The sequence below is a fragment of the Bacillus oleivorans genome (assembly GCF_900207585.1).
Taxonomy (GTDB): domain Bacteria; phylum Bacillota; class Bacilli; order Bacillales; family JC228; genus Bacillus_BF; species Bacillus_BF oleivorans.
On sequence record NZ_OAOP01000001.1, the window covers coordinates 724,646 to 751,037 of the forward strand.

Consider the following 26,392-nt stretch of genomic DNA (forward strand, 5'->3'; position numbering starts at 1 on the left):
TAATCTACCATTTTAGTTCGGTATAAATGGTAGTTAAACATAGCGAATTCCTTTTCCATTAAACAAGAAAAATAGCAAAACAGGGGGAATTTCTACTATGTCTTACAAGCCAAAGACACATCGCAAATTTATGGCAACTGCAGCAACTGCCACTTTAGTAGCAACTGCAGTAGCACCAGTAGCATCTGCTGCAGAATTTACAGATGTTTCATCTAAATATAAAGAAGCAGTAGATTACTTAGTTGCAAAAGAAATCACTTCAGGATTAACTCCAACACAATTCGGAGTTTCCAAAGAAATTAAACGCGCTGATGCAGCTGTTATGATTGCTAAAGCTCTTGGACTTGATGGTACAAACGCACCAGCTTCTGGATTTACGGATGTTCCAGACCGTGCGGTTAAAGCGGTTAATGCTCTTAAAGCAGCTGGTATTGTAAACGGTAAAACAGCAACTACTTTCGGTGCGCATGATTCATTAACTCGTGGAGAAATGGCACTTATACTTGCCAAAGCATATGAAATCAGCGGAGATGTTGAACTTAAGTTCACAGATGTAATTGGAACTCGTTACGAAGCAGCAGTTCAAGCTATGGTAGCTAACGAAATCACAAGCGGTAAAACGGCTACTTCTTTCGCTGTAGGACAAAACATTACTCGTGGTGAATTCGCGATCTTCTTACATAAAGCGGATACATTAGAAGTATTAGCATCTGGTATTGCCGGGTTCGTATTTGACGGTTCTAAGCCTGTTACAGGTGCAACTGTTAAAATCGCTGGCAAAACGGCTAAAACAAACGAAGAAGGGTACTATGAACTTCTTAATGTTCAACCAGGCAGCCATACAGTATCAGTTGAAGCAAATGGATATAAAACCGTTACTGCTGCGAATGTAAAAGTGGTTGCTGATGAAGTAACTTCTTTCACTACAGACATTGATGGCCAAGAAATTGATACGACTGCGATCGCCGTTTCTGGTGTCGTAATTGATGGAGAAACAGGAGCAGCTATTAACGGAGCCGATGTTACACTTGAATCTTATGATGAAGTGGCAAAAGCTTGGACAAAAGTGGCTGGAGTTACAACTATTGCAGGAAGTTACGTTATTGATCAAGAAGACGCATCATCAAAATTACAATTAGGTGCTGAATATCGCTTAACTGTAAGCTTTGATGGTTACAAAGATAACGTTCAAACGATTACTCTTGATAGCCAAGAAGTAGCTAACGTTCTTAACGGAATTGAACTTGATGATATTGAAGTGTTGGATATCACAGGAACTGTTACGGATGCAGCTGGTAAAGTAGTAAGTGGTGCAGAAGTAACTGTTTACGATGCTCAAGGTACTGAAGTAGCAACAACTACTACCAATACTGAAGGTAAATATAGTGTTGCGGATGTTCAATTAGTAAGTGGTACTTACAACGTTGTGGTTGACCATGCTGGTTCAGCTGTATCTTATACAGAATTCACTGTTCAAGAAGGAACGAACGCAACACATAATGTAAAACTTGAAGCAGGATACACGGTTTCTGCCGGATTTGGGACTGTATCCTTAAGTGATAGTTTCAATGCTGAAGCAACTTACACTTTGGAGATTTTAAATGGCAACACTGTGATCGGTAAACAAGATGTAACAGGTTCTGATTCAACATTATCATTTGATTTTTCTAGAATTGCTCCAGGACAATATACATTAAGACTTTCTGGTGATTTTGTTGAAACAAAAGAATTTTCTGTAACAGTTGACGGTAATGAAACGGTTGAAGAAAGAGTCACTCCAGCTGGAACTGTTTCAGGTACAACTGCGGTTGCAAATGGTGTGAAAGTTGATTTAATTGATGTAAATGGAAATGTAGTAGATTCTACTGAAGTTGTGAATGGTACTTATACATTTACTAGTGTTTCTGCAGGCACTTATAAAGTACAAGCTTCAGGGGCTGACTTTGTCGCTGAAACTTCAGCTGAATTTACAGTGAGCAAAAACACGAACACTGAAGTACCTGCATTAGATCTTGATAATGTAGTTACAACAGGTGACGTTGCCGGTTACGTTCGTACAAGCGGTACACTTACTGCTGTAGCAGGTGCAACCGTTACTTACTACGATGAAAAAGGTGAAGAAGTAGCGACTGTAACTACTAATGCAAGCGGTGCGTATAGCTTATCAGACCTTGCTGCAGGAACTTATGAAGTAGTAGTTCGCGGTACGGGTGTTGAAACTTACACAACTGCTCAAGCCGTTAAAGCTGGAGATAACTTGTCAGCTGTAAACTATGCAGTCACTAAAGGCGGAAATGCTTCTCTTAAACTTTCTGTTGTTGATAGTGAAGGTAAGCCAGTTGATGTAGCTATTAATGGATTTGATTTAGCAGATGCATTTGTAGACCCAACTTCTCCGCAAGTAGGTACATGGGAAGGTGCAGCAGCTGTATCCAACACCATTACATTTAATAACCTACCAGCGGGAACTTACGAGCTTAACATTGATGTAGCATCTGCAGAATTCGTAGATGTTGAAAAGGCTGTTTCCGTAGCTAAAGGTGAAGCGGCTGAGCTTAAAATCGTTGTTGATAAAGTAGCTGCTCAACGTGATGTTAACTTCCGTGTTGTTGACGAAGCCAATGCAAACGTTAATGGTGCGAAAGTGGTAGTCTTTAAAGCAGACGGCAGCATTAAAGAAATCCTAACAACTTCTGCTGGAACTGCTGAACTAGCATTAGTCGACGGAAACTACACACTAGCCGTCTACCAAAACGGATACCTTGCAGCTGAAAAAGAAATCACAGTAGCCGGCGCAGCTGTTAACGTACCTGTTATTCAATTAACACCTGTTAAATAAAATATATCCTATCTAACTCAAAGACGACATCCTATCATGGTGTCGTCTTTTTGTGAAACAAAGGGACGGTTCTTCTGTTTCATCCCACTTCTGAAACGCAAGAACCGTCCCTATGTTCCACCATGTTCCCATGATATTATTCTTCAATGAACTGTATAAAGCTTTCTCCTCATAAGAGTCGTACGGAATGATATTACATAGCCTTCCGCAAAACAGAATTTTGAAAACAGTATAATATCAATACAAAAGCAATGACAACAAACAAAGCTTTTCCAATTTCCCATATTTACGAAATATGGTAGCATCTCTCCTTCTTCAAATACCATATCCCGATCTTGTCTCTATATGTTGCAAAAATGCAACATTAATAATTACGAAAACGATATATTAAGTTAAACGTCCTACTAATTTAATCAGCTGAATTTAATGATGGTGCATTTTCGCAACACTTGTTGCAGCATTGCAACAATTTTCTATTAATTATATAGTTTAAATATTAAGAAATATTAGAAATGATAGTATTTTCTCCGTTTTCGCACGTTGGCACGATTCTTGCATTATAAAATTATGAGTGAATCTCTCAAAGGGGTGGCAAAAGTTGCTAGTTAAAGATGCGATGACTCGTACTTCTATTAAATTTTTTGAAAACGATTACATCGATAGAGTTGCAAAAAGATTGCTCAAATCCCAAATGAAAGGCGGGGTTGTTTATAACGCTAAAGATGAGTTGACCGGGTGTTTTTCAGAGCATGACATTTTAGAGGGTTTGGTGAAAGAGAAAAAAGTATTGTCTGAAATTTATCAGACCAGCTTTTATTTCCTTAATGAATTAGATGAAATAAAGAAAATAAAACTTAAAGATCAGGATGTCTGGCCTGTTCAAAACATAAATGGACAGATAACGGGATTTCTGACAAAAGGGCAATATCTATCAGCATATGCCAGAGCTTCTCAGCTGGAAATTAGCCGCCTTGATGCCATTTTTAATTCTGCACATAATGGCATTCTTTCCATTGATTTGGAGGGGAAAATTACTTCGATTAATCCTTCGGCAGAAAAAATGGCTATGACAACAAAAGAAAAAGCAATTGGAAGATTTCTGACAGATGTGGTTACACCGAGTGGCCTATTGGATGTTATTCGGACAGGCAAAGGCCATACAGAAAAATATCGAGTTGGAAAAAGAAAGTATTTAACTCATAGAACACCTCTTTATGATGGAAAAAATCTTGCAGGTGCGGTTGGAGTTTTTCAGGATATTTCTGAAATAGAATTTATATCCAATGAACTGGAATCTGTTAAACAACTTTTAAAAGAGCAAGACACGATTTTGGATAATTCAACTGACGGTATTTGCATTACAGACGGAAACGGAAACATTATTAAAAGCAATCAAAGTTTTCGTGAGCTTTTTGAGATTGATCATAATGTACCGTGGGAGACTCCGGAATATATAAAAGAGATTGTTCATCAGGTAGAAGTAAAAGGCAGATCGTATAACGTGATGGAAACCAGCAAAGAAACCAAAAACTCTTTAATAATAACGGCAAACCCAATAAAAAATAGCAGTAATCAGATTGAAAGAGTAGTAATCAATGTAAGAGATATGACTGAATTCGATGCATTAAGAAATGAACTTGAAAAAACGAAGTCTATTTTGGAACATATGCACCTTTCTGAGAAACCAGAATTCTTTATTGCCCAATCTTTAGAGATGAAGAGACTGATAGAAACTGTTGAACAAGTAGCCAAAGTGGATGTAACGGTGCTTTTAACAGGGGAGTCGGGAGTGGGGAAAGAGGAAATTGCGAAGCTAATTCAAAAGGCAAGTTCGAGGGCAGATCAGCCATTTATTAAGGTTAACTGCGGGGCAATTCCTGAAACACTTATGGAATCAGAATTATTTGGTTATGAAGGCGGTGCATTTACAGGTGCTTTAAAGAAGGGCAAAGCAGGATTGTTTGAACAAGCAAATAATGGAACTCTTTTCCTGGATGAGATTGGAGAAATACCTAACCGCCTGCAGGTTAAGCTTTTGCGGGTACTGCAGGAAATGGAGATAACCCGGGTAGGTTCGGCAACACCAACAAAGATAGATGTCCGTGTCATTGCTGCTACAAACAGAGATCTGCAGGAACTGGTTTTAGAAGGAAGCTTTCGGGAGGATTTATTTTATCGGCTTAATGTTATTCCAATATCCATTCCTCCTTTGAGAAGGAGAGTTGAAGATATTCCGCTTCTTATCGATATGTACTCCAAAAAATTTACGGCGAAATATGGCAAACATCTCAGATTTTCAAAAAAAGCCATACAAGTCCTTACAAGTTATCAGTGGCCAGGAAATGTAAGAGAACTTGTAAACATCATAGAAAGAATTTTCGTAACAGCAACAAATTTTGAAGTGAAGGAGCAAGATGTTCTCTCCTTATTTGGTAAAACGGAAGAACAAAAAACGGATGTCAACAAATCTATTATTGTAAACAAAGTTTTACCTTTAAAAGAAGCTGTAGAAGAACTGGAAAGAGAGCTTATCTATAAGGCAGCACTATCTGAAAAGTCCTATCGGGGTATTGCCAGGGCTCTTGAAGTAAATCCTTCCACTATCGTACGGAAGGTGAAAAAATTTGAAAGGGGATCTTTAAGAACATGAGAACATTACAGCCCATTGTCTCCCCTAAAAGTATTGCAATCATAGGTGCTTCAGAAAGATTCCATCATAATGCTGGACGTGTGATGATTAATCTTCAGAAATCTAATTTCACCGGTGAAATTTATCTCGTTAACCCTAACTATGAAAGTATTTCCGGAATTCAAAGTTATCCAAGTGTACTTGATATAAAAGAAGAGATTGATCTGGCTTGTGTCATTGTTCCTTACATACATACCCAAAAAATCTTAAAAGAATGTGTTAAGAAGCAAGTGAAAAGCGTCATCATTATTAGCTCGGGTTTTTCTGAAAGTGGCGCTGATGGAATTGTAAGGGAGAAGGAACTCCAGAAAATTATAAAGGGAACAGAAACAGCGGTTTATGGACCTAACTCACCTGGTTTCTACCATTATATCGCGAATTGGGGAATTTCTTTTTCCCCCCGTTTTGAACCTAAAAATTTCCGAAAAGGATCGGTTGGATTAATCAGCCATGGAGGCAGCCTTGGAAGGGCTGTTCTGGATGCAAACGAAAAAGGTCTTGGTTTTTCCTATTGGCTTTCTCCAGGGAATGAAATGGATATCAACATGAATGACTGCTTCGAATTTTTAATTCATGACCCATCTACAGAAACAATTCTATTAATTATTGAATCCGTTTCTGAAGAGGAGAGGTTTTTCCGTCTGCTTCACCAAGCTTACATCAAACAAAAACCAGTCATACTTCTTCCAATTGGACATTCGAAGATATCGCGTATAGCGGTAAAGCATCATCTTGGCAGACATAATGATTATGCAATCCCATGGGATATGGTACATCATCCGGGGTTAATAAAAGCGCAAAGTATTGATGAAGTGGTAGCAGTTTCCTGGCTGTTTGATACATACAAAAAAGCAAGAGGAGAGCGCACAGTCATTTTTTCATGGGCAGGAGCCACCTCGATTTACTTGGCTGATTTATGCGCAAAGTATGGAATCTCGCTTCCTTCACTATCAGCAGATCTTCAGAAACAAATGACTCATATTACCGGGATTGAAAAAGCATTCATGAACCCACTGGATTTGACTACGATTGTTTATGATGATTTATCGAAGCTAACCTGCTGTTTGGAGGTTCTTTTGGAATCAGGAGACTTTGATAATATTATTGTTCCTTTTCCATTTCAAGTTGATTATCAAAATGAAATTCTAGCAAGAAAAGTTCAAAAATTAATGCATGAGAGCAATTGTATTTTTATCCCGATTTTTATGTCCCAAGGATATCAGAATGAGTTAGCGATTGACATATTAAAGGAAACAAAGAAGCCATACTTCATTCATGAGAATACAGCAATTAAATCTTTTTCAGCCTATGTGAATTATTCTGCTTGCCATAATCGAGAGGATGGTCAAAATGAAAAAACTTTTAAATCCGGCTGATGCGCTTTTGCATATTCGTAGCGGTGACACATTGCTGGTTGGCGGATTCGGGCTTTCAGGCACGCCGCTGACTCTGATTGATGAATTGGCGAAATCAGATAAACAGGACCTTACAGTCATAAGTAATAACTTAGGAGAAGAAGGGAGGGGGCTAGGTAAGCTTTTGCTTGCAGGTAAATTAAAAAAAGCAAAGGGGTCTTATTTCACTACGAACCGAGATGCTGTAAAAGCGTGGTCAAATGGTGAACTCGACATTGAATTGATTCCGCAAGGTACTTTAGCAGAAGCAATCCGCTGCGGCGGGGCTGGCATCGGCGGGTTTTATACGAAGACTGGTGTAGGAACCAAGCTGGCTGAAGGTAAAGAAGAAAAAGTAATTGATGGTGAGTCATACATTTTTGAAAAAGCAATCAAAGGCGATGTGGCCATTGTGAAAGCGCATAAGGCTGATAAGCTTGGAAATTTAATTTATGACAAGACGGCAAGAAACTTCAATCCGGTTATGGCTACCGCCGCGAACATTGTCATCGCAGAAGTAGATGAGATAGTTGAAGCAGGGGCATTTGCTCCAGAAGAAGTTGTGACACCTCATTTATATGTAGATTATATCGTAATCAATCGGTATATGAAAAAAGGGGGGAGATACATTGAGTCAGTCTGACAGAATTAAAATCGCCAAAAGAGTGGCAAAGGAATTAATAGAAGGTGAAATCGTCAATTTGGGAGTTGGCATTCCTACACTTATTCCAGATTACCTAGGTAGCAAGAAGGTTTATTTACAATCTGAAAACGGCCTCCTTGGTATGGGGCCGTCGCCAGCTGATGAGGACATGGATATGGATTTGATTAGTGCCAGTAAAAAGCCTATTACAATGGATATCGGGGCTTCACTCTTTGATAGCTCTGACTCTTTCCGGATGATTCGAGGAGGCCATATTGATACAGCTGTTCTGGGTGCCTTGCAAGTGGATGAAACAGGTGAAGTTGCCAACTGGACAGTGCCCGGTCAAACCATCCTTGGAGTAGGCGGAGCTATGGATTTAGTTGCAGGAGCGAAACGGATCATTATCGCATCGATGCACTTATCAAAAGACGGCAGCCCCAAGCTAGTAAAAAAGCTTACATTCCCAAGCAGTGGTGCAAGGAAGGTCGATATGATTGTGACCGAACATGCAGTTTTTAAGTTTATCGCAGGAGAAATGTATCTGGCTGAAATCCTTTCCGATGTTTCAGTTGAGACATTGCGAATGGTAACAGATGCCCATTTTTCTTTATTAGAAAAACCAAAAATCAAAGCAAATTAAGGAGGATTTTACGATGAAAAAGATTTTAGCAGTATTGATGACATTTATTTTAATGGTACTGGCAGGTTGTTCTTCTAATGAAGCAGGCAGCAGCGAAAGTAAAAATGGAGAACCGGAAGCAGAAGGAGCTCCTAGAGATATGACGTTTGGATCAGCGACCGTTGGCGGTTTCTGGTATACGCTGTCCGGAGCAATGGGCGAAAAAATGAAGGAAGTCTTTCCTGAAACATCCGTCACAATTGTAGAAGGAGGATCTGTTTCTAATCTTCTAGGTCTAAGCCAAGGAACCTTTGCACTGGGATTCAGTAACGGCCAAACTGTACCAGAAGCAATAAATGGAATTAACTCATTTAAAGAAAAGATTGATAATGTCAGCACCGTTGCTACCCTGTACCCAAATGTATTCCATATCGTTGTTCGTGAGGATTCTGATATCTATTCTGTTCAAGATTTGAAGGGAAAGAAAGTTAGTCCAGGGATTAAAGGCTACAGCGGGGAACTTGCTTTCATCGACATTTTGAAACTGAACGATATGACTTATGATGACCTTGGCGGAATCGAATATATCGGCACTGCTGATGGAGCTGACCTGCTTCGTGACGGACATATTGATGCAATTGTAGGAATGATTTCAGCACCAGTTTCCACTTTCCAGGAACTTGATACAACACTTGGGATTCGGTTAATTCCTTTAGATGATGAAACTATTAAAGGTCTGCATGAGATGAATGAAGGCTATCTCGAATATACGGTTGAAGGCGGAACGTATTCCAATGTAAAAGAAGATGTTAAAACTGTGGCAGGGTATACAGTTCTATTGGTAAGTGATGATCTAATGGATGAAGAGACTGTTTATAAGCTTACGAAGATGATGGTAGAAGAAAAAGAGACGTGGGCAACTTTATCACCTGTTATGAAAGACTTTAATGCAGAATACTCAGTTACGCACAATGTAGGTAAACTCCATCCAGGAGCAGAGAAATATTACAAAGAAATTGGGGCACTTAAGTAATCGTCATAACTTATCTCAATCCTGGAAAAGAAGGTGAAATGATGTCTAAACAAGATTTTACAGAACTAGAAGCCTCAAAAATCGTTAGCGAATATGATGAGGATGGAAATCTTAACAGCAAACTGCGCCTATTAAAGGGCGCAGCTGCAAAGATTATCTCAATTGTTGCGGTTCTTATGTCGCTGTTTCATTTATATACAGCTTTTTTTGGAGTATTTGAGTCGATTTTACAGCGTTCAGCCCATTTGGGATTTGCGCTAATTTTATCATTTGCCATATATAAACCTTCCAAAAAAGTGGTGAAAAATGAAAGCATCCCTTGGTATGATTGGCTGTTTATCATCCTGTCGATTGCTTGTTATTCCTATTATGTTATGAACTCACAGGTAATCTCTTCACGTATGAGTTACATTGAACCGCTGACTACGCTGGAAATCTCTATCGGTATAGTCTCAGGTTTATTGTTAATGGAAGCGACACGCAGAGTAATAGGCAATACGCTTGTCTTCATTATTTTAATTTGTATTGTGTACGGCGTGTGGGGCCATATAATTACAGGATCTCTTTCCCATCGCGAATTTACATTAATGTGGATTATTGATCACCTTTTTTATACAGTGACGGGTATTTTTAGCACTCCGCTTGGAGTATCCGCTACATTCATTTTCCTTTTTATTTTATTTGGTAAGTTCCTTGAGGTTTCAGGAGCTGGACAGTTTTTCATCGATTTATCGGTAGCAGGAATGGGGAAATATCGTGGAGGTCCAGCGAAAACGGCGATTTTGGCCAGCTCCATTTTAGGAACGATATCAGGCAGTGCTGTTGCCAATACTGTAACAACCGGTGCTTTTACTATTCCGCTAATGAAGAAAACAGGCTATAAAAGTCACTTTGCAGCTGCAGTAGAAGCAGTTTCATCTACTGGAGGTCAAATTATGCCTCCAATCATGGGAGCTTCCGCTTTTATCATTGCTTCCTATTTAGGTGTACCTTATATGGATATAGCGATAGCCGCTATTATTCCTGCAGTTCTTTATTATTGCTGTCTGTATTTCCAGGTGGACATGAGGGCTAGACGTATAGGACTTGTTGGATTGAAAAAAGAAGAACTTCCGAAAGTGTGGAGTGTATTCAAAAGCGGATTCATGTTTTTTATTCCGCTCGCAGTCATTGTAGTGATGCTTGCGTCAGGCTCTTCGCCCATGAGGGCTGGTCTCTATTCCATTGGTGTGACGATATTGATAGCAGCGTTAAAAAGCGCTACAAGACTATCGTTCTCTAAAATCTATAAAGCGCTGGATTTAGGAGCAAGAGCAGCCATTGAAACGGCTATTGCCTGTGCGGCTTCAGGCTTTATCATCGGGATTATTGGACTGACCGGCATTGGCCTGAAGTTTAGCAGTTTAATCATTGATTTATCCGGAGGCATCCTCATAATCACTCTTGTTTTCACTATGATCACAAGTATCATTCTGGGAATGGGCCTTCCTACGGTTGCTGCTTATATCGTACAGGTACCATTAACGATTCCGGCATTAATAGAACTGGGTGTATCGCCGCTTGCTGCACATATGTTTGTTTTTTATTTTGCAGCTTTATCTGCTATTACACCACCAGTGGCACTTGCTGCTTTTGCCGCAGCTGGACTTGCTGGATCGGATCCAATGAAAACTGGTATGACTGCTGTAAGACTGGGGCTTGCCGCATTTATTGTTCCATATATGTTCGTATATGGGGAGACCTTGCTTCTTGTAGGGGGCGTTCCAGAAATTATCCTTTCGGTTGTAACATCCATCGTCGGAATTATTGGTCTCGCTTGCGCTGCAGAAGGATGGCTGATCCGGCAGGCATATTGGTATGAAAGGATGCTCCTATTTATTGGTGCTCTTCTAATGGTGAATCCGGGACTGGTTTCTGACCTTATAGGTTTTGCAATCATGGCAGCAGTGTTTTTATATCAAAAGTTTTTACCTAAAAGTAGAACCGTTGAGAATACATTTTTAAACTGAGGGGGAACAAAATGAAAAACATTACAGTAGTAGGTGCAGGGGTGATGGGAAAAGGAATTGCCTATTCCTGTGCCGTCTCAGGGTTCGAAGTTTATCTAAATGATATTAATGAAGAAATATTGGAAAAAGCGAAAAAAGATATCTTCACCCTTCTTGATAACAGTTTCCAGAAGGGCTTTATATCCGAAGATCAATATCAAAATGCAAAGAAGCACCTCTTTTTTGAAACAGATTTAGAGATTGCCGCAAAAGATGCTGATCTGGTTATTGAAGCCGTTCTTGAAAAAATGGAATTAAAGATTGATATTTTTAAAAAACTGGATAAGATTTGTGCACCGGGAACCATATTAGCGACTAATACTTCAACAATGAGCCCAACAGAGATCGGTGCCCAAACGTCCCGTCCGGATAAAGTAATTGCTATGCACTTCTTCAATCCAGTTCATAAAATGAAGCTCATTGAAGTTATCAGAGGGATGGAGACCTCTGATGACACTGTAAGTATTGTAAAAGAGGTTGGGAAAAAGCTGAAAAAAGAAACGGTGGAAGTTAATGAGTTTCCGGGATTTATTACTTCCCGCATGAATTGTCTGATTGGAAATGAGGCTATGAATATGCTGATGGAAGGTGTTGCATCGGCAGAAGACATTGATAAAGCGTTAAAGCTTGGGCTTAACCATCCGATGGGTCCGCTTGAATTGGCGGATTTAGTAGGATTAGATACTCGTTTGCGTAATATGGAGTACTTATACAAGACACTTGGTGAAAAATATCGTCCATGCCCTCTGTTATTAAAGTATGTAAAAGCCGGGCGGTTAGGCAAAAAAAGCGGCAAAGGTTTCTATCAATATTGACAAGGGGGTTGAGAGCATGCACCCGTATGAAAATCTTCACGTTGAAATCGAACAGGGATCTATGTGGCTGACAATAAACCGTCCAGAATACCGTAATGCATTAAATCAGGCAACACTCCAAGAGCTTGAGGATGCCTTTCATTGGGCAGAAGCCAATCATGAGGTGAAATTAATTATTATTCAAGGGGCAGGGAATAAGTCCTTTGCTGCGGGAGCAGATATTAAGCAGCTTCATGATAGAAAAATGCTTGAGGCCCTAATACCAGGCATGCAAGGTCTATATAAAAAAATAGAACAGTCCAGCAAAGTCACCATTGCTGCCGTGAAAGGCTATGCTTTGGGCGGAGGCTGTGAACTTGCATTGGCCTGTGATATTCGGATTGCCACTAAAAATGCAAAGTTCGGACTGCCTGAGTTAAATCTTGGCATTATTCCCGGAGCAGGCGGAACACAGCGCCTGTCCAGAATTGTCGGCAAAGGGAGAGCGCTGGATATGATTCTTACCGGCAAAATTATTGATGGGGAAGAAGCAGAAAGGATCGGTCTTGTTTCTTATCTTGCAGCGGAAGATGAATTGGAGAACAAGGCAGAAGAGGTTGCCTCCCAAGTTAAGAGAAAGGGTCCTGTTGCGATCAAATTGGCAAAGCTTGCGATACATAAAGGCTATGATGCGGACCTTGAAACAGCCATGCTGATTGAAAAGCTTGCGCAAGCTGTTGCGTTTGGAACAGATGACAAAAAAGAGGGAACTCAAGCATTCTTAGAAAAAAGGGCAGCTGAATTTAGCAATCAATAAAAAGGGAGAGACAGAAATGGATTTTAGTTTTTCAGAAGATATTAAGCTTTTAAAAGATAATGTGCGGAAATTTGTAAAAGAGGAAGCAGAACCTTTGGCGATGGTAATTGAGGAAAAGGACATGATACCTGAGAAGCTGGTAGAGATGTCAAAGGAAATGGGCCTATTCGGCTTAAGTATTCCCGAAGAATATGGCGGACTCGGCCTGGACATGGTCGGAAAGTGTGCAATTTATGAAGAACTTGGAAAAACGCACAATGGCTATACAACATTGATAGGGGCACACACTGGAATCGGATCCGTTGGAATAGTTGAGCTTGGAACTGAAGAACAAAAGCAAAAGTATTTGCCGAAAATGGCTACTGGTGAATGGATTGGTGCTTTTGCTTTAACCGAGCCGAGCGCAGGCTCGAATGCAGCTGCATTAAAAACGACAGCCGTTAAAAAAGGTGATAAATATATTCTAAATGGTTCCAAACATTATATTACAAATGCAGTCGACGGACATGTTTTTACAGTTATGGCTGTAACCGATCGGACTAAAGGAGCAAAGGGTATTACTTCCTTTATCGTTGAAAAGGATTTCCCAGGATTTGTTCTTGGAAAAGTTGAACAAAAAATGGGCTTAAGAGGCTCCCATTCTGCGGAGCTATTCTTTGAAAATATGGAGGTCCCTGCAGAAAATGTCCTTGGAGCTGAAGGTCAAGGCTATATGAATGCTCTAAAAATTCTCGCTAATGGCCGCGCTGGTCTGGCTGCAAGAAACCTGGGCTCTTGTGTCAAGCTTCTCGACCATTGCTTACAATATTCTCAGGAACGTGAACAATTCGGAAAGCCGATCATTGAAAATCAGGCTGTTCAGCATATGCTTGCAGAAATAAGCATGCAGATCGAGGTTCTTAGATCCATCACGTATCGAGTTGCATGGATGACCGACCAAAAAATGAGGGTTGTAAAAGAAGCAGCCATTGCAAAATTATTTGCTTCCGAGGTTTATAACAAGGTGGCTGATATAGCAGTGCAGATACATGGCGGTATTGGATATATGAGAGATTATCCAATTGAACGTTACTATCGTGATGCGAGAATTACAAAAATATATGAAGGTACCTCTGAAATTCAACGTAATATCATAGCCCATGAACTTAAGCGTGAATCTTCATATGTGGGGGTGTAAGGATTGATACAGCCATATTTTGTTGAATCAGTCTGGAATCCGAATAGGAGAAACAGCTTGAGCGGTTCGACAGGGATTTTATAGACAGGAGCGAAGGCATGAATACCCTTGAAAATCAGGTGGCAGTTGTGACAGGTGCAAGCAGAGGCATTGGCAAAGAAATCTCTAAAAGGCTTGCCTCAGAAGGAGCACATGTTTTTATAGTTGACATTAATCAAAGTTCTTTATATGAAACTTGTGACGCATTGAAGGGGGAAGGTCTTTCTGTTGAAGCAATCGTTGCCGATATTACGAATGAACAGTCTGTCCAAGAGCTTTTTACTTGTGTGAAAGAGAAGTATGGAAAAGCAGATATCTTAATCAACAATGCAGGGATTATCCGGGATAATCTATTGTTTAAAATGAGTTCCGAGGACTGGGAAAATGTAATCAATGTCCATTTAAAAGGGACTTTTCTTTGTAGTAAATATGCCCAGAAATTAATGGTTGAAAACCAGTATGGGAGGATCATAAATTTATCCTCTGTCTCAGCTTTGGGAAGCAGGGGGCAGGCCAATTATGCTGCAGCCAAAGCTGGAATCCAGGGTTTTACGAAGACATTGGCTATCGAGCTTGGGAAGTACAATATTACAGTAAATGCCATTGCGCCAGGGTTTATAAAGACAGATATGACAAGAGCTGTTGCGGATCGGCTCGGTATATCATTTAATGAGTTAATTGAAGTAAAAGTCAAACAAATTCCGGTAAATAGGGCGGGTAAACCTGAGGATATTGCACAGGCTGCAAGCTTCTTTGCTAGTCCTGATTCTTCTTTTATAAGCGGCCAGGTATTATATGTTGCCGGCGGACCAAGAGCATAGGAGGTCACTAGATAAAGCATTGGATCATAGCACATAAGAGGGTGTAAACCTGCCACTGACAGATGTGATCTAACGCAAAGAGTCTGACTGTTTCATTTAAAAAGCTTTAAGCTGAAGAAGAGAAGGGACAAAATGATACGTTTTTCGCTCGTAATGAGTATGTGTTTTCTTTATATCCTTGAAGCATTTGTACCAAGTATGTATATTGGTTTTATTTTCAATCTTGTGGCTGTTGCCACTTTTTTCGCACTGCTCCCTTCATTGGAATGGAAGGGCAGGGTATTTACGCTAGGTCTTTTCATTACTGGGGTTCTTATACACTATACAGTTGGAGATCATGGAGTTCATCTGGTTCAAGGAATCACTCAAAATATGGCACTGCTATCTATTCTTATTTTAGCCCCGCTTTTGTCAGTTCCGTTAAACAAAGAAGGTGTCATTAACACAGTTATTTTTTATTTAAGAGAGTTAAAAAATAATCCAAGAAACACCTTCTATGGAATAAGCTCGTTTATGTTAACCCTGGCGCCCATCTTAAATATGGGTGCCTTGCGGATTGTACATGGATTTGTGGAAAGTATAAAATTTCCATCCAAATTATTATCAAGGTCCTATATTGTTGGTTTTACTCCTGCCGTTATTTGGTCACCATTTTTTGCTTCAGTGGGGATTGTTTTATTTTATTTAGATATTACTTATTTGTCTTATGTGGCTGTCGGTGTTTTATTCGCAGTCATGCAAATGGCTGTGGGGATCTTTCTTTTCCGTCCGGATCCTGTTGAAGAGGCAGTTACAGTTGAGACAAAAAAGGTATTAGCACCAGCGAAGAAGGGCTCTAAAAGAGATATTTATATTCTCATTGGATTTGTGATAGGACTCGTTATACTTTTAATTTTATTGGAGCAGATATTTCAAAAATCAATGCTGCTTCTGGTAAGCATTGTTTGTATTATGGTTCCTGCGGGCTGGGTAATTCTAAGAAATCAAAAAAGTATAGTAAAGGAAGAAATCTCCCTCTATAAGACTAAAATGCTTTCGCAGAAAATGGAGATTTGTCTTTTCTTAAGTGCAGGACTTTTCGGGAATGCTGTCTCCCATACACCTGTAAAACTGCTGTTGGAGAGGACCACGCAATGGTCAGCCAGTCAATCGATAGGTCTTTTATTTTTATTTATCATTCTGTTTGTTACCTTTATGGCCTGTTTGGGTGTACACCAAATCATTGTCATTCCATTAATCCTAACCTCTTTGAATTTTGCAGAAATACCTAATATAGCAGTAGCAAGTGTGGCCTTTATGTGCATTTTTACATGGATGCTTTCTGCCGCCATCTCTCCGCTAAATGCCCTAAATATTATCATCAGCCAATGTGTTCAAAAAAACGGGGTGACAGTTGCTTTCAGGTGGAATGGTATTTACTTTCTATCCGTTACTCTCATGGCTTTTGTGTATGTTTATTTTTTGAATTGGATTTAAAATAACAGAAAGAAATCCACAGAGTGAGGAATGTCTAGTTGAGTCGCGTACACTGGTGTCCGATAGAAGCTGGGTGCTCCGCAGCTGCCATAAGACGGTGCTAGCGGACATAGGATCCGTTATTACGATTAAATCCCACTTTTTAAAGATGGGATAGGACATACAATCCGTTATCCAAGGAAAATCAACAAAAAATTGTGGTTAAATAGCAAAATAAAGGAACGAGTGTCCTTTAATTTCAGAAAACCACATGTTTTGACGCAAATAACGGAACTGGTGTCCGCAAAAAACTTTCCCATGCTCAGAACCGTCAAAGATGCTTCCCCTATTTCTATAATACACGAACATTCTCCTGTATTAAAAACAAAAATGGTCGGATTTACCTATAGGAATTTACAGAAATTATATATTCTTTTAAAAATGGTTTGCTATAATAAAACCGTTGTGAATTCTGACTACATATAGGGGGATAATGAATCGATGATTAAAAGATTCGGTAAACGAGTTGTTAGTTTAGCAGCTTTAACAACATTAGCTGTCGGAACTTTCTTTTCACCAGCAGGTATATCGACTGCTGATGCTGCTGAAACGGTTAAAGTTCAATTACTTGGTTTAAATGATCTTCACGGGCGTATTAACAATACGTTTGAAGAAGATTATGACGGTGATGGTGTAAAAGAAAAGGTTGGCGGTTTGCAATATGTAGCTTCTTATTTTAAAGAAAGAGAAGCCGAAAATCCTAATACTTTACTTGTCCATGCTGGAGATATGATTGGTGGAAGTGAATTAATCTCTGGTGCTTTCCAAGATGAACCGGTTGTTGAAATCATGGAAGAAATGGGCTTTGATGTGGGTACACTTGGAAACCATGAATTTGATGAAGGTATTGCTGAACTGCAACGTATGATCAATGGTGGAGCACATCCAAACGGTGATCCTAATTATGATGGTATGAATTTCCCTGTTGTAGCAGCGAACGTTTTCAGTAAATCAACGGGTGAACTATTAGTTGATCCGTATGCCGTAAAAGAAGTTGGCGGCGTTAAAATTGGATTTATCGGGGTCGTAACGACTGAAACTCCTAATATGATTGTTAAAACAGGAAATGAAGATTTAGAGATTAAGAGTGAAGTAGAAGCTATTAACAAATATGTATCTGAGCTACAAGCTGCCGGTGTAGAAGCAATTGTCGTTTTAGCTCATAACCCAGTTAGCCAAGATGGCACTGGTGATAACTACACTGACAACGCTGCATACATTGCCAATCATGTTAACGATGCGGTAGACGTTATTTTTGCAGCACACAATCACGAAGAGGTAATTAGAGAGATTGATAATAAATTAGTTATCCAAGCTTATGAATACAGTAAAGCTTTCTCTGATGTAGATTTAGAGATTGACCCTGCAACTGGAGACATCGTTGGCGGTACTGCTGAAGTGGTTTACGCTGATATCGAAGGAGTAACAGCAGATCCAGGTGTACTTGAAATTATTGAAAAATACCAAACAAAAGTAGCAGCGATTGAAAATGAGTATATCACTGATACAGCTGCTGCAATCGAAGGCGGCTATGCGACAACTGGAGAAGTTGGTGACAATGCGCTAGGTAACCTTATTGCAGATGGTATGGCGGCAGAAATGGATGCGGATTTCGCTTTAATGAACGGTGGAGGAATCCGTGCAGATCTTCCTGCTGGTGAAATCACTTATGGTGATCTTTATGCAGTTCAGCCCTTCGGTAACTATTTAGTGAAATTTAACGTTACAGGTGCTGAACTACGTGAAATCATGAATAACCAGCTTTCTGAAACGTACGGACCTGACTATTCGATCTCTGGCTTCACTTACACTTGGAGCGAAAGATATGATGAAGTAGTAGATTTATTGCTTCCAGACGGAACTCCAGTTGATGAAGATGCTGAGTACTCTATCGTTATCAACAACTATATGTGGGATGGCGACGGAATTGTTGATGTAGTGGGCGGAACTTATGAAGAAGGCCCAACTGATTTAGATGCTACTATCAACTATATGAAGTCTCTTCCAAAACCTGTAACCTATGAAGCTGAGGGACGTATCTCTGAAGTTCAACTTCTTCCAAGCTTTACAGATGTACCTGCCCGTGCTGTGGAGGATGTTAATTTCCTTTACAACGAGGGTGTTGTAAGCGGTGCGTCTGAAACTAAGTTTAACTCTTACGGTAATGTAACACGTGCAGAGTTTGCAGCTATGTTAGTTCGTGGATTAGGCATTTATGCTGAAGAAGAAGCACCATTTAAGGATATTGGTTACTTGAATGAACAGATGCAATGGGAAATTGCAGCGGCTTATGAAGCTGGTATCGTATTTGGTAAATCTGAAACTGAATTTGCTCCAGCTGACAGCATTAAGCGTGAAGAAATGGTTGCGATGTTAATGCGTGCTTTTGAATTAGTCAACGAAGAACCATATGTGGCCGAGGAAGAAGCACCATTTACGGATCTTGGCATGACAAATGCAAGCTTCCAAGCAGCCATTGATGCAGCCTATGAACTAGGTCTCATAAACGGCTTTAGTGAAGAAAAGTTTGCTCCAAAAGCGTTAACAAAACGAATCGACGCTGCTTCAATCGTTGCAGAATTTCTTCAATACTAATAGATAGGAAATCTAATAAAACAGTCTATCATTCTTATGGATGGTAGGCTGTTTTTGCCTTTTTAAAATTCTAAATATTTCATAAAAATACATATTGACGTAAAATGGTAAATTTTTTAATATAAAATTACTAGCGCTAGTAGGTCGACATTCCTACAAAACCTGACTTTTTGCATATTGGTTTCAATTTTGATTTTTCTCTTTTTATTCCAAATATTACTTGAATCTTTTATTTTAAGAATCTATTACAATATCATTGCAAGTGTTAAGTATAATTGAAAGGGAGAAAAGAAACGTGAGCAAAAAATGGTTTTATGTATTAGTTTCTATTTTTACATTATTGCTTGTAAACCCAGTACAGGCTGAAACTTCATCTGTTAATTTTAAAGATGTAAGTACTTTTCAATCTGAGATCACATATTTAGCAGAAAATGGGATTATTTCTGGTTACGATTCGGAAACATTTGGGCCAAACCGAACGCTTACTCGCGCAGAAGCCGTCATTATGATAATGAATACATTTGATATATCTGATTATGTTCCTGGTGAAAATCCATTCTCTGATGTCAGCGAAGGCATGAAGGCATTTAAAGCGATCCAATTTGCGGCGGAAAACGGGATTGTGAATGGATTTGAAGATGGCACCTTCCGTCCGTATGAGACTTTAACACGCGGTCAAATGGCACAAATTTTGACGAATGCATATGGATTAAAAGGTTCTAATGGGAAAGCATTCTCTGATACCGTTGGCCATCGTTTCGAAAGCGCTATTTCTACTGTAGCTGCTCACAGGTTCACAATAGGTTATGATGATGGTTCCTATCGTCCTAATACTGGAATGAAACGAATGGATTTTGCTGCGTTTTTAGCACGTGCGATCAATCCAATCTTTTTACCAGAATATACGCCAACAGAAATGACTGCTGAAGAATTGAGTGTTTGGTCAGAACGAACCGTTGAAGTCGATGTATACAAAGACGGTGAACTTTTACAATATGGTACAGGTTTCATTACGGAAAGCGGCTTAATTGCAACTGCTTATCATGTTGTAGCTGGCGGGGATGAAGTCTATATCTACACAGAAGATGGTGTGGAATATGCTGTTGAAGGAGTTGCATTTTCAGACATCGACAATGACTTAGCCCTATTAAAGCCGGAATATATCCTGCCTTATCCTTCTATTCCAATGGCTTCTTCTGAACAAATCACTGAGTTTGAAACAGTCTATAGCTTCGGACTGCCATATGGGTTTCCTGAATATGTCCAATCAGAAGGAAATGTTTTAGCGATTCATGACGTTGAATATGAAGGGAAAATGTACAAATTGATCGAGTATAACTCCGAAGTTGTGGCTGGAAGCTCTGGCGGACCAATTGTGAATGTATACGGTCAAGCAATAGGATTAAACTCTTCAGGTTTTGAAGACATGCCTACCCTTAATTTTAGCCCAGTACTTGACAATTTAATTTCTGCAGATGCTGAATTCAAGGCTAAAGCATGGGATGAAATTGAAGTAGTGGAAATAAGTACCTTGCCTTTACAGCCAGGTTTTGAAGAGGTAAAAGAAGCGGCAGAAGAAGCATCAGTTGAAACAGAACCCGCAGCCTAATCTCTTATAAAAAAGATTTAGGGTCAGCTCACCAATTTAGAGCTGACCCTTCTTTCATTATGGCAAGATAGTGAAGGTTCTTGAAAGTGAAATCATGCCTTCGGATGTTACGGTGCTAAATGGTTTGATAATCCTATATGTCCCAGGTCTTAATTTTTCTAAATTTATATGCTGCACGTATGTTTCGTATGGGGAAGTTTGTAGAGCAATAGCATTAAAAATCGCCTTGAATTCTTCTTCAGATGGAGGAACCCATTGATTTCCTTCCTGTCTTTGAAGTCCGTAACCTTCGCCATGAGAAATATGATTTGGCCCCCAATTTTCTAAGTATAAACTGAGGGTTTCGTCTTGTTTGTACTCAGATTTATTAATGGCCAGACTGGCGTTAACGGATTTAAAAGAAGTATAATACGGGATCATTAAAATATCCTTCTTCTGTTGCTTTTCATCATAGAGTTCCATTTTAAAAACTAATAATTTTCCATACTCATTTGGTACATTCACTTCTATCCTTCCTGCTTCATCAAACCATTTCTCTTCTAAAACTGAAATAACTTCCCTTTTGTGACTATGTTCAGAGAGCTCTAGTTTGATTTTATGATTTTGAGGAAGCTCTGGTAAATAATAATAAACAGTCCCACCAGGTTCAACTTCATTATAATTGTCTGTAACAGGACCAAAACCTTCTATATCTTGTTTATTAAAATAACCCTCATTTGGTTTAAGCTGCAGTTCCCCATCACGTACCCAGCGTGTTTTTGAACGAATGAATGTGAAAAAGTCTTTTAAAATGGGTTCTTGATATTCCCCGATAAACGAAGTAACTTCAGCATTACCGGGGTCAATGGGATTATCAGTATGTTCCGGCTTGCCTGGATTCCCTGGATTACTTGAACTACTAGGATTAGCCTGAAGAACTTGTTCATCCCCAATGATCGACTCCGACAAAACTGCCCCTATAAATAAAGCCAAAACCACAGAAACCATCGTAAAAACTTTAACTTTCAATCTTTTATTCCCTCCTAAATCCTGTCTGTTAAAAACAGACGGATTTAGTACAATGAAGTTACTTTTGAAATGTAAATGAGGTCCAAAGACTTATTGAACGAATAAAACAACAACGATGGTTACAGTTATTAAAATTGAAAACAAAAATCTCAAACTCATACCCCCTAATGCTTCTAAAAATTACAGTCGGATGGATTTCGATTAGGTACATAGATCTAGAGTACTATCACGGAAGAAAATGATTAATACAACAGGAATTCTACAAAATTCGACTTACTTAGTGAAAATGAACTATCCCTTTGGTATAATTAGGATATATGAATAGTAAAATGGTAATCTTTCAAATATAAACCAATCATAAAAAAGATAGATGAATAGAGCTAATAGCATCTAAGGGAGTAGGGGCATTTTGATCAGACAGAAAAAGTTTTTCATTAGGTATTTATTTTTTGTATTTTTTTTACTAGGATTCTTTTTATTTAATAATCAGGTAAATGCAAATGAATTACGTTATGTTCAAGTCATTCAAGACACAATACTTTATGATGATATTAACGGAAAACAGGTAGTAGTCGGGAAACTTGTAAAAGATGAAGTTTTTATAATAGTCTCTGAAGATGAAAGTTATTATTATATTAAGTTTGGAAATCATACGGCTTATTTTTTTAAGACTGATGGCGTAGAAACCGATGTAGGGCTTACAAACCATGAGATTCAGCCAAATAGTAATACGGTGATTATTACTCAGCGTCCTGTGACAGTATTTCAGAATATCGGAGATGCAGGGGGTTTTGCATTAATAGGGAGAAATATGCGCTATCCTATAATTGAAAAAGTCGGAGATTACTATCGTGTTCACATTGGGGGACGTCTCGGTTATATTTCAGCAAAACCTAATTTTGTTAAACCAGACCCTGGGATTCCCGTTTTAATGTATCATCATATGGTCGAAAATAAGGATTTGCATCTGTGGACCGGTAATCAAATGGTTATCGCAGTTGAACAATTTCAAGAACAGGTAGAATACTTAGCAAAGCACGGATATCGGACAATCGGATTATCAGAGCTTGAGGATTATTTGAATAACGAAGCCAATCTAACAGGAAATACAGTCGTTCTGACCTTTGACGATGGCTATTTATCGGTTTATCAATACGCGGTTCCTATCTTAAGAGAGCATGGATTTCATGCGGTTAACTTTGCCATCGGTATTCGTATTCGCCAGGCTGCCGAACCGTGGGATCCTGCCTACTTGCAGTATATGGGCTTAAAAGAAATGAATGAAGCTGGCGATATCCTTGAGCACCAGCACCATACCTACATGATGCATTTGCGGGTAAAGGAGACCAATAATCCATATATGATTGAGTTTGAAGAAAGTGCGATTATCGCTGACTTAGAACTTGGGAAAATCCAGATTAACAAATCGGCGGCTGTCAATGACGTTAGTGAAGTCAAATACTTAGCCTACCCTTGGGGACAGTATGATGATGAGGCTATTTCGGCTAGTCTTACTTCCGGGATTTCAATGGCTTTTACTACGGAACCAGGCTATGTTCAATTAGGAATGGAGAAAATGAAGCTTCCTCGGCAAGGGATTGCACAGAGTCATCCATTCCATTATTTCATCAAAAAGATCGAGGGTACGTTTTAAAGGAATAACCTGCTTGATGTGGGTTATTTCTTTTTTTAGTTTAAAAGATTTGTAACTTTTTCAATGTGAAATCGTCAAACAATATGTGATTTTCGGGAGCGTGCAGCCTAACAAAACAAAAAGAAACTCGCCTCTAAGAGAAGCAAGTTTCCTTTTGGCCAAACAACCCAGACTCATCGCTCTTTCGTATTATCATTTAAAACAAAACAGGTTTTACATATTTATTGTACCAGTGGGAGGAGGATAATACAAGTTAAATATGCAAGAGTTTCACAGTAAGGGACATATTTCTTTACATGGTAAATTATATCTTTATAGTTAAAAAATTCAGGAAAAAAGTTGGATATAAAAATGCTGTCGAAAGGGTTCCTTTCCTGTCGAAATCAGTTATAATTTAGTAGTATCCAAAATTAGGAATTTGGGAGTTTAAAAGAAAAAAGGGGCGGAATACAACAATGAGAAAGACTCAAAAACTAGTAATCCTGTTCTTGTGTGCTCTCTTAATGGCAGTTCCATTAAGTACGGCCGCAGGAGCACAGTCGCTGCAACTGTCGCCTGGTGTCAAACATTCTCAAGAGAAGAAGGTAGTATCTGGGAATGATCAGTTTTTTAACGTTTTGGAGGTAGATTTAACAAATCCTTATACTCAGTTAAAGGTTGGGATTCCAAACCCGTTGAATTCCTTGCAAACCGTTACATCTTTAGCTAAAAGAGATACTCAGATTCAGCATCATGTGGTTGGGGCTGTTAATGCTTCTTTTTTCCACAGCGATACACAATTACCCGCGTACCTGTTAGCAGTAGATAATGAGATTGTTAACTTAGGAGCTGTATCTTCAAGCTATACAGATTATATGTATAAACCCGCAGCTTTTGGAATTAATCAAGACGGAATCGCGCAAATTGGTACATACAACTTGAATATTCAAATTTCTCACCATGGAAAAACATATCCGATTACAGGATTAAATCGTGAACGAAACACGAATGAAAGTATTCTTTTTACAAAAGCATATTCTTACGACCATACTAGAACCAATCCGTATGGGCTGGAGATTGTTGTGAGAAACTTAGAACAATCGATTGATCATAATCTTCCATTTGGTCAGTCTGTTAAAGGTAAAGTTACCAGTATTCGTCCTTATGGCCAATATACGAGTGCAACGATTCCTGAAGATGGATATGTGATCTCCGCTCAAGGAACTGCGGTTGACGCCATTCGCGACTTAGCTATTGGAGACGAAATCAGCATAAGTATAGATGTCGAGGATAAGTGGAAGAATTCCGATTTTATGCTTGCAAGCGGACCATTGTTAGTTCAAAACGGTCAGGTCAATATGACGATTGATCCAACTAGTCCAAGAGTAACTCAAAGAAATCCTCATACTGCTGTTGCCGTTTCAAATAACGGTCAAAAAGTGTTTTTGGTAACAGTGGATGGACGGCAAGCTGGACATAGTGCAGGTATGACCTTAACTGAATTTGCTCAATACTTGGTCAGTTTAGGTGCTGAGTATGCCTTGAACTTAGACGGTGGCGGCTCAACTGCCATGGTAACAAGAAAGTATGGACAGACATACCCAACCCTTGTTAACAAACCGTCAGATGGGACCGAGAGAAGGGTATCAGCTATCCTAGAAGCCATCAGTACAGCTCCTTATGGTCAGGCACATACAATTAAGGCTTCTCAAGCTCAACCTGGATTGCTGGCTGTAGGTGCTTCAGTCAATATAAACATTGATTATATGCTAGACCAATATTTTAATAACCTTACCACTTATAATCTAGCTGATGTGAAATACACGGTTTCTAATGGAATTGGTCATATGGAAGGAAACACGTTTATTGCAGATCAGCCCGGAAAAGGCACTGTTACAGTGAGCTATCAAAATGCAACTGCATCAGTTCCGGTAGAAGTAGTATCTGAAGTGGGAACTCTTGGGGTTAATCCGTCTCAAATTACGATTGGTACTGGTCAGACACAACGTCTAAAACCAACTGCCACTACTTCAACCAATCAGCCATTGATTTTTAACGATGCATCCGTATCATGGTCTGTACAAGGAAATATTGGTACAATCGATCAATCCGGAAACTTTACAGCAAGTACAACAGCTGGTACTGGCTCTGTTACTGCAACATATGGAACCAAGTCAGTTGTGATACCAGTAAAAGTCGTGAATGGAGCTATTCTTCCGCATGACTTTGAATCGGTAACAGGAATGACAGCTGATAAAATCCGTGCGACAGCAAGTGTGGCCGTTGAACAAAATCTAACTGCTAAAGTCGGATCAAAGGCGATTCGATTGGATTATGATTTCAGAAATACAGGTGCAGATACTTCCGCTGCTTACTTAAACCTGACAAATTCACTGCAAATCTCAGGCCAGCCTTCTTATGTAGGGGTTTGGGTATACGGTGATGGCAAGAATCACTGGTTAAGAGGTCTTGTTACAGATGTAGCAGGTAAAGAATATCGCCTTGATTTTACCCAAGATAACGGGCTGAACTGGTATGGATGGAAGTTTGTAACCGCACCAATTCCTTCTGCCATTCAAGGACCAATCCAAGTGAAACAGCTGTATGTAGCTGAAACCTCTCAAGCAGAGAAGAACAAGGGAAGCATTTACTTTGATGGATTACAGGTATTCAAAACCGCGGGACAGGTCGAATACTTTAAGCCAAGCTCTGATGCAAAGGCAGTAGCTGCTAACAAAGACTGGACGGTTCAATTTAACACAGCAATGGATACAAAGACATTAAATAAAGCAACCGTTTATGTCCAAGATCAGTACGGAAACCGTGCTAATGTTACAGTCCAGCCTCAGGCTGACGGAAAAAGTGTAAAAGTCTTAGCACCAACTGGCGGATACACATCAGGAAAGACTTATCAATTGGTCGTAACCAAATACACCTTATCCAGCAAAGGCGTTCCAATGAAGAATGAATATACGATGCAGTTTAAGATTAACTAATATTTTTGGAGCCACTTCTCCTTGATGAACTGCACCCCAATTGTTAGACACACAACTAACAATTGGAGGTGCAGTTTTTATATGTCTAAATTTAACATAGAGGAAAAAATAGAAGCAGTT

General features: G+C 39.3%; 17 protein-coding genes. 16 read left to right on the plus strand and 1 reads right to left on the minus strand.

Features of this window, described 5'->3' with window-relative positions; genetic code table 11:
• Positions 1-97 precede the first annotated feature (97 nt).
• The 14 genes from CRO56_RS03335 to CRO56_RS03400 all read left to right on the plus strand — a co-directional run bounded on the left by CRO56_RS03335 (position 98) and on the right by CRO56_RS03400 (position 20,635).
• Positions 98-2,839, plus strand: a complete 2,742-nt coding sequence (locus CRO56_RS03335; protein ID WP_097157155.1) for a carboxypeptidase regulatory-like domain-containing protein — start codon at positions 98-100, stop codon at positions 2,837-2,839.
• Between the two features lie 598 nt (positions 2,840-3,437).
• Positions 3,438-5,489 carry a sigma 54-interacting transcriptional regulator gene (locus CRO56_RS03340; RefSeq protein WP_179714154.1) on the plus strand — a complete coding sequence of 684 codons (2,052 nt, stop codon included), beginning with the start codon at positions 3,438-3,440 and terminating at the stop codon, positions 5,487-5,489.
• Positions 5,486-6,904 carry a CoA-binding protein gene (locus tag CRO56_RS03345; RefSeq protein WP_097157156.1) on the plus strand — a complete coding sequence of 473 codons (1,419 nt, stop codon included), beginning with the start codon at positions 5,486-5,488 and terminating at the stop codon, positions 6,902-6,904. The genes CRO56_RS03340 and CRO56_RS03345 overlap by 4 nt, the downstream gene beginning before the upstream one ends.
• Complete coding sequence (locus CRO56_RS03350; RefSeq protein WP_097157157.1) at positions 6,879-7,565, plus strand: CoA transferase subunit A; 687 nt, start codon at positions 6,879-6,881, stop codon at positions 7,563-7,565. Before CRO56_RS03345 ends, CRO56_RS03350 begins: the two co-directional genes overlap by 26 nt.
• On the plus strand, positions 7,552-8,208 hold the full coding sequence (locus tag CRO56_RS03355) for a 3-oxoacid CoA-transferase subunit B (RefSeq protein ID WP_097157158.1): 657 nt from the start codon (positions 7,552-7,554) through the stop codon (positions 8,206-8,208). Before CRO56_RS03350 ends, CRO56_RS03355 begins: the two co-directional genes overlap by 14 nt.
• A gap of 13 nt (positions 8,209-8,221) precedes the next feature.
• Entirely contained in the window at positions 8,222-9,220 is a 999-nt protein-coding gene (locus CRO56_RS03360; protein ID WP_097157159.1) for a TAXI family TRAP transporter solute-binding subunit, read from the plus strand.
• Between the two features lie 41 nt (positions 9,221-9,261).
• On the plus strand, positions 9,262-11,229 hold the full coding sequence (locus tag CRO56_RS03365; protein ID WP_097157160.1) for a TRAP transporter permease: 1,968 nt from the start codon (positions 9,262-9,264) through the stop codon (positions 11,227-11,229).
• A gap of 11 nt (positions 11,230-11,240) precedes the next feature.
• Positions 11,241-12,083, plus strand: a complete 843-nt coding sequence (locus CRO56_RS03370) for a 3-hydroxyacyl-CoA dehydrogenase (protein ID WP_097157161.1) — start codon at positions 11,241-11,243, stop codon at positions 12,081-12,083.
• A 16-nt stretch (positions 12,084-12,099) separates the two neighbouring features.
• On the plus strand, positions 12,100-12,879 hold the full coding sequence (locus CRO56_RS03375) for an enoyl-CoA hydratase/isomerase family protein (protein WP_097157162.1): 780 nt from the start codon (positions 12,100-12,102) through the stop codon (positions 12,877-12,879).
• Positions 12,880-12,895: 16 nt separating this feature from the next.
• On the plus strand, positions 12,896-14,056 hold the full coding sequence (locus tag CRO56_RS03380; protein WP_097157163.1) for an acyl-CoA dehydrogenase family protein: 1,161 nt from the start codon (positions 12,896-12,898) through the stop codon (positions 14,054-14,056).
• Between the two features lie 98 nt (positions 14,057-14,154).
• Entirely contained in the window at positions 14,155-14,916 is a 762-nt protein-coding gene (fabG, locus tag CRO56_RS03385) for a 3-oxoacyl-ACP reductase FabG (protein ID WP_097157164.1), read from the plus strand.
• A 132-nt stretch (positions 14,917-15,048) separates the two neighbouring features.
• Positions 15,049-16,392 (plus strand): hypothetical protein, encoded by a 1,344-nt coding sequence (locus tag CRO56_RS03390; RefSeq protein ID WP_097157165.1) that lies wholly within the window; start codon positions 15,049-15,051, stop codon positions 16,390-16,392.
• 480 nt (positions 16,393-16,872) lie between these two features.
• Positions 16,873-19,026 carry a 5'-nucleotidase C-terminal domain-containing protein gene (locus CRO56_RS03395; protein WP_097157166.1) on the plus strand — a complete coding sequence of 718 codons (2,154 nt, stop codon included), beginning with the start codon at positions 16,873-16,875 and terminating at the stop codon, positions 19,024-19,026.
• Between the two features lie 295 nt (positions 19,027-19,321).
• Positions 19,322-20,635 carry an S-layer homology domain-containing protein gene (locus CRO56_RS03400; protein WP_142305183.1) on the plus strand — a complete coding sequence of 438 codons (1,314 nt, stop codon included), beginning with the start codon at positions 19,322-19,324 and terminating at the stop codon, positions 20,633-20,635.
• Between the two features lie 57 nt (positions 20,636-20,692).
• Here the strand turns inward: CRO56_RS03400 and CRO56_RS03405 are convergent, their stop codons facing one another.
• Positions 20,693-21,643 carry an immunoglobulin-like domain-containing protein gene (locus CRO56_RS03405; RefSeq protein WP_097157168.1) on the minus strand — a complete coding sequence of 317 codons (951 nt, stop codon included), beginning with the start codon at positions 21,641-21,643 and terminating at the stop codon, positions 20,693-20,695.
• Positions 21,644-22,052: 409 nt separating this feature from the next.
• Here CRO56_RS03405 and CRO56_RS03410 point away from each other — a divergent pair, with 409 nt between their 5' ends.
• Both CRO56_RS03410 and CRO56_RS03415 read left to right on the plus strand, forming a co-directional pair.
• Positions 22,053-23,297: a polysaccharide deacetylase family protein gene (locus CRO56_RS03410; RefSeq protein WP_097157169.1), complete on the plus strand. Its 1,245-nt coding sequence runs from the start codon at positions 22,053-22,055 to the stop codon at positions 23,295-23,297.
• Positions 23,298-23,752: 455 nt separating this feature from the next.
• On the plus strand, positions 23,753-26,272 hold the full coding sequence (locus CRO56_RS03415; RefSeq protein ID WP_097157170.1) for a phosphodiester glycosidase family protein: 2,520 nt from the start codon (positions 23,753-23,755) through the stop codon (positions 26,270-26,272).
• The last annotated feature ends 120 nt before the right edge of the window (positions 26,273-26,392 follow it).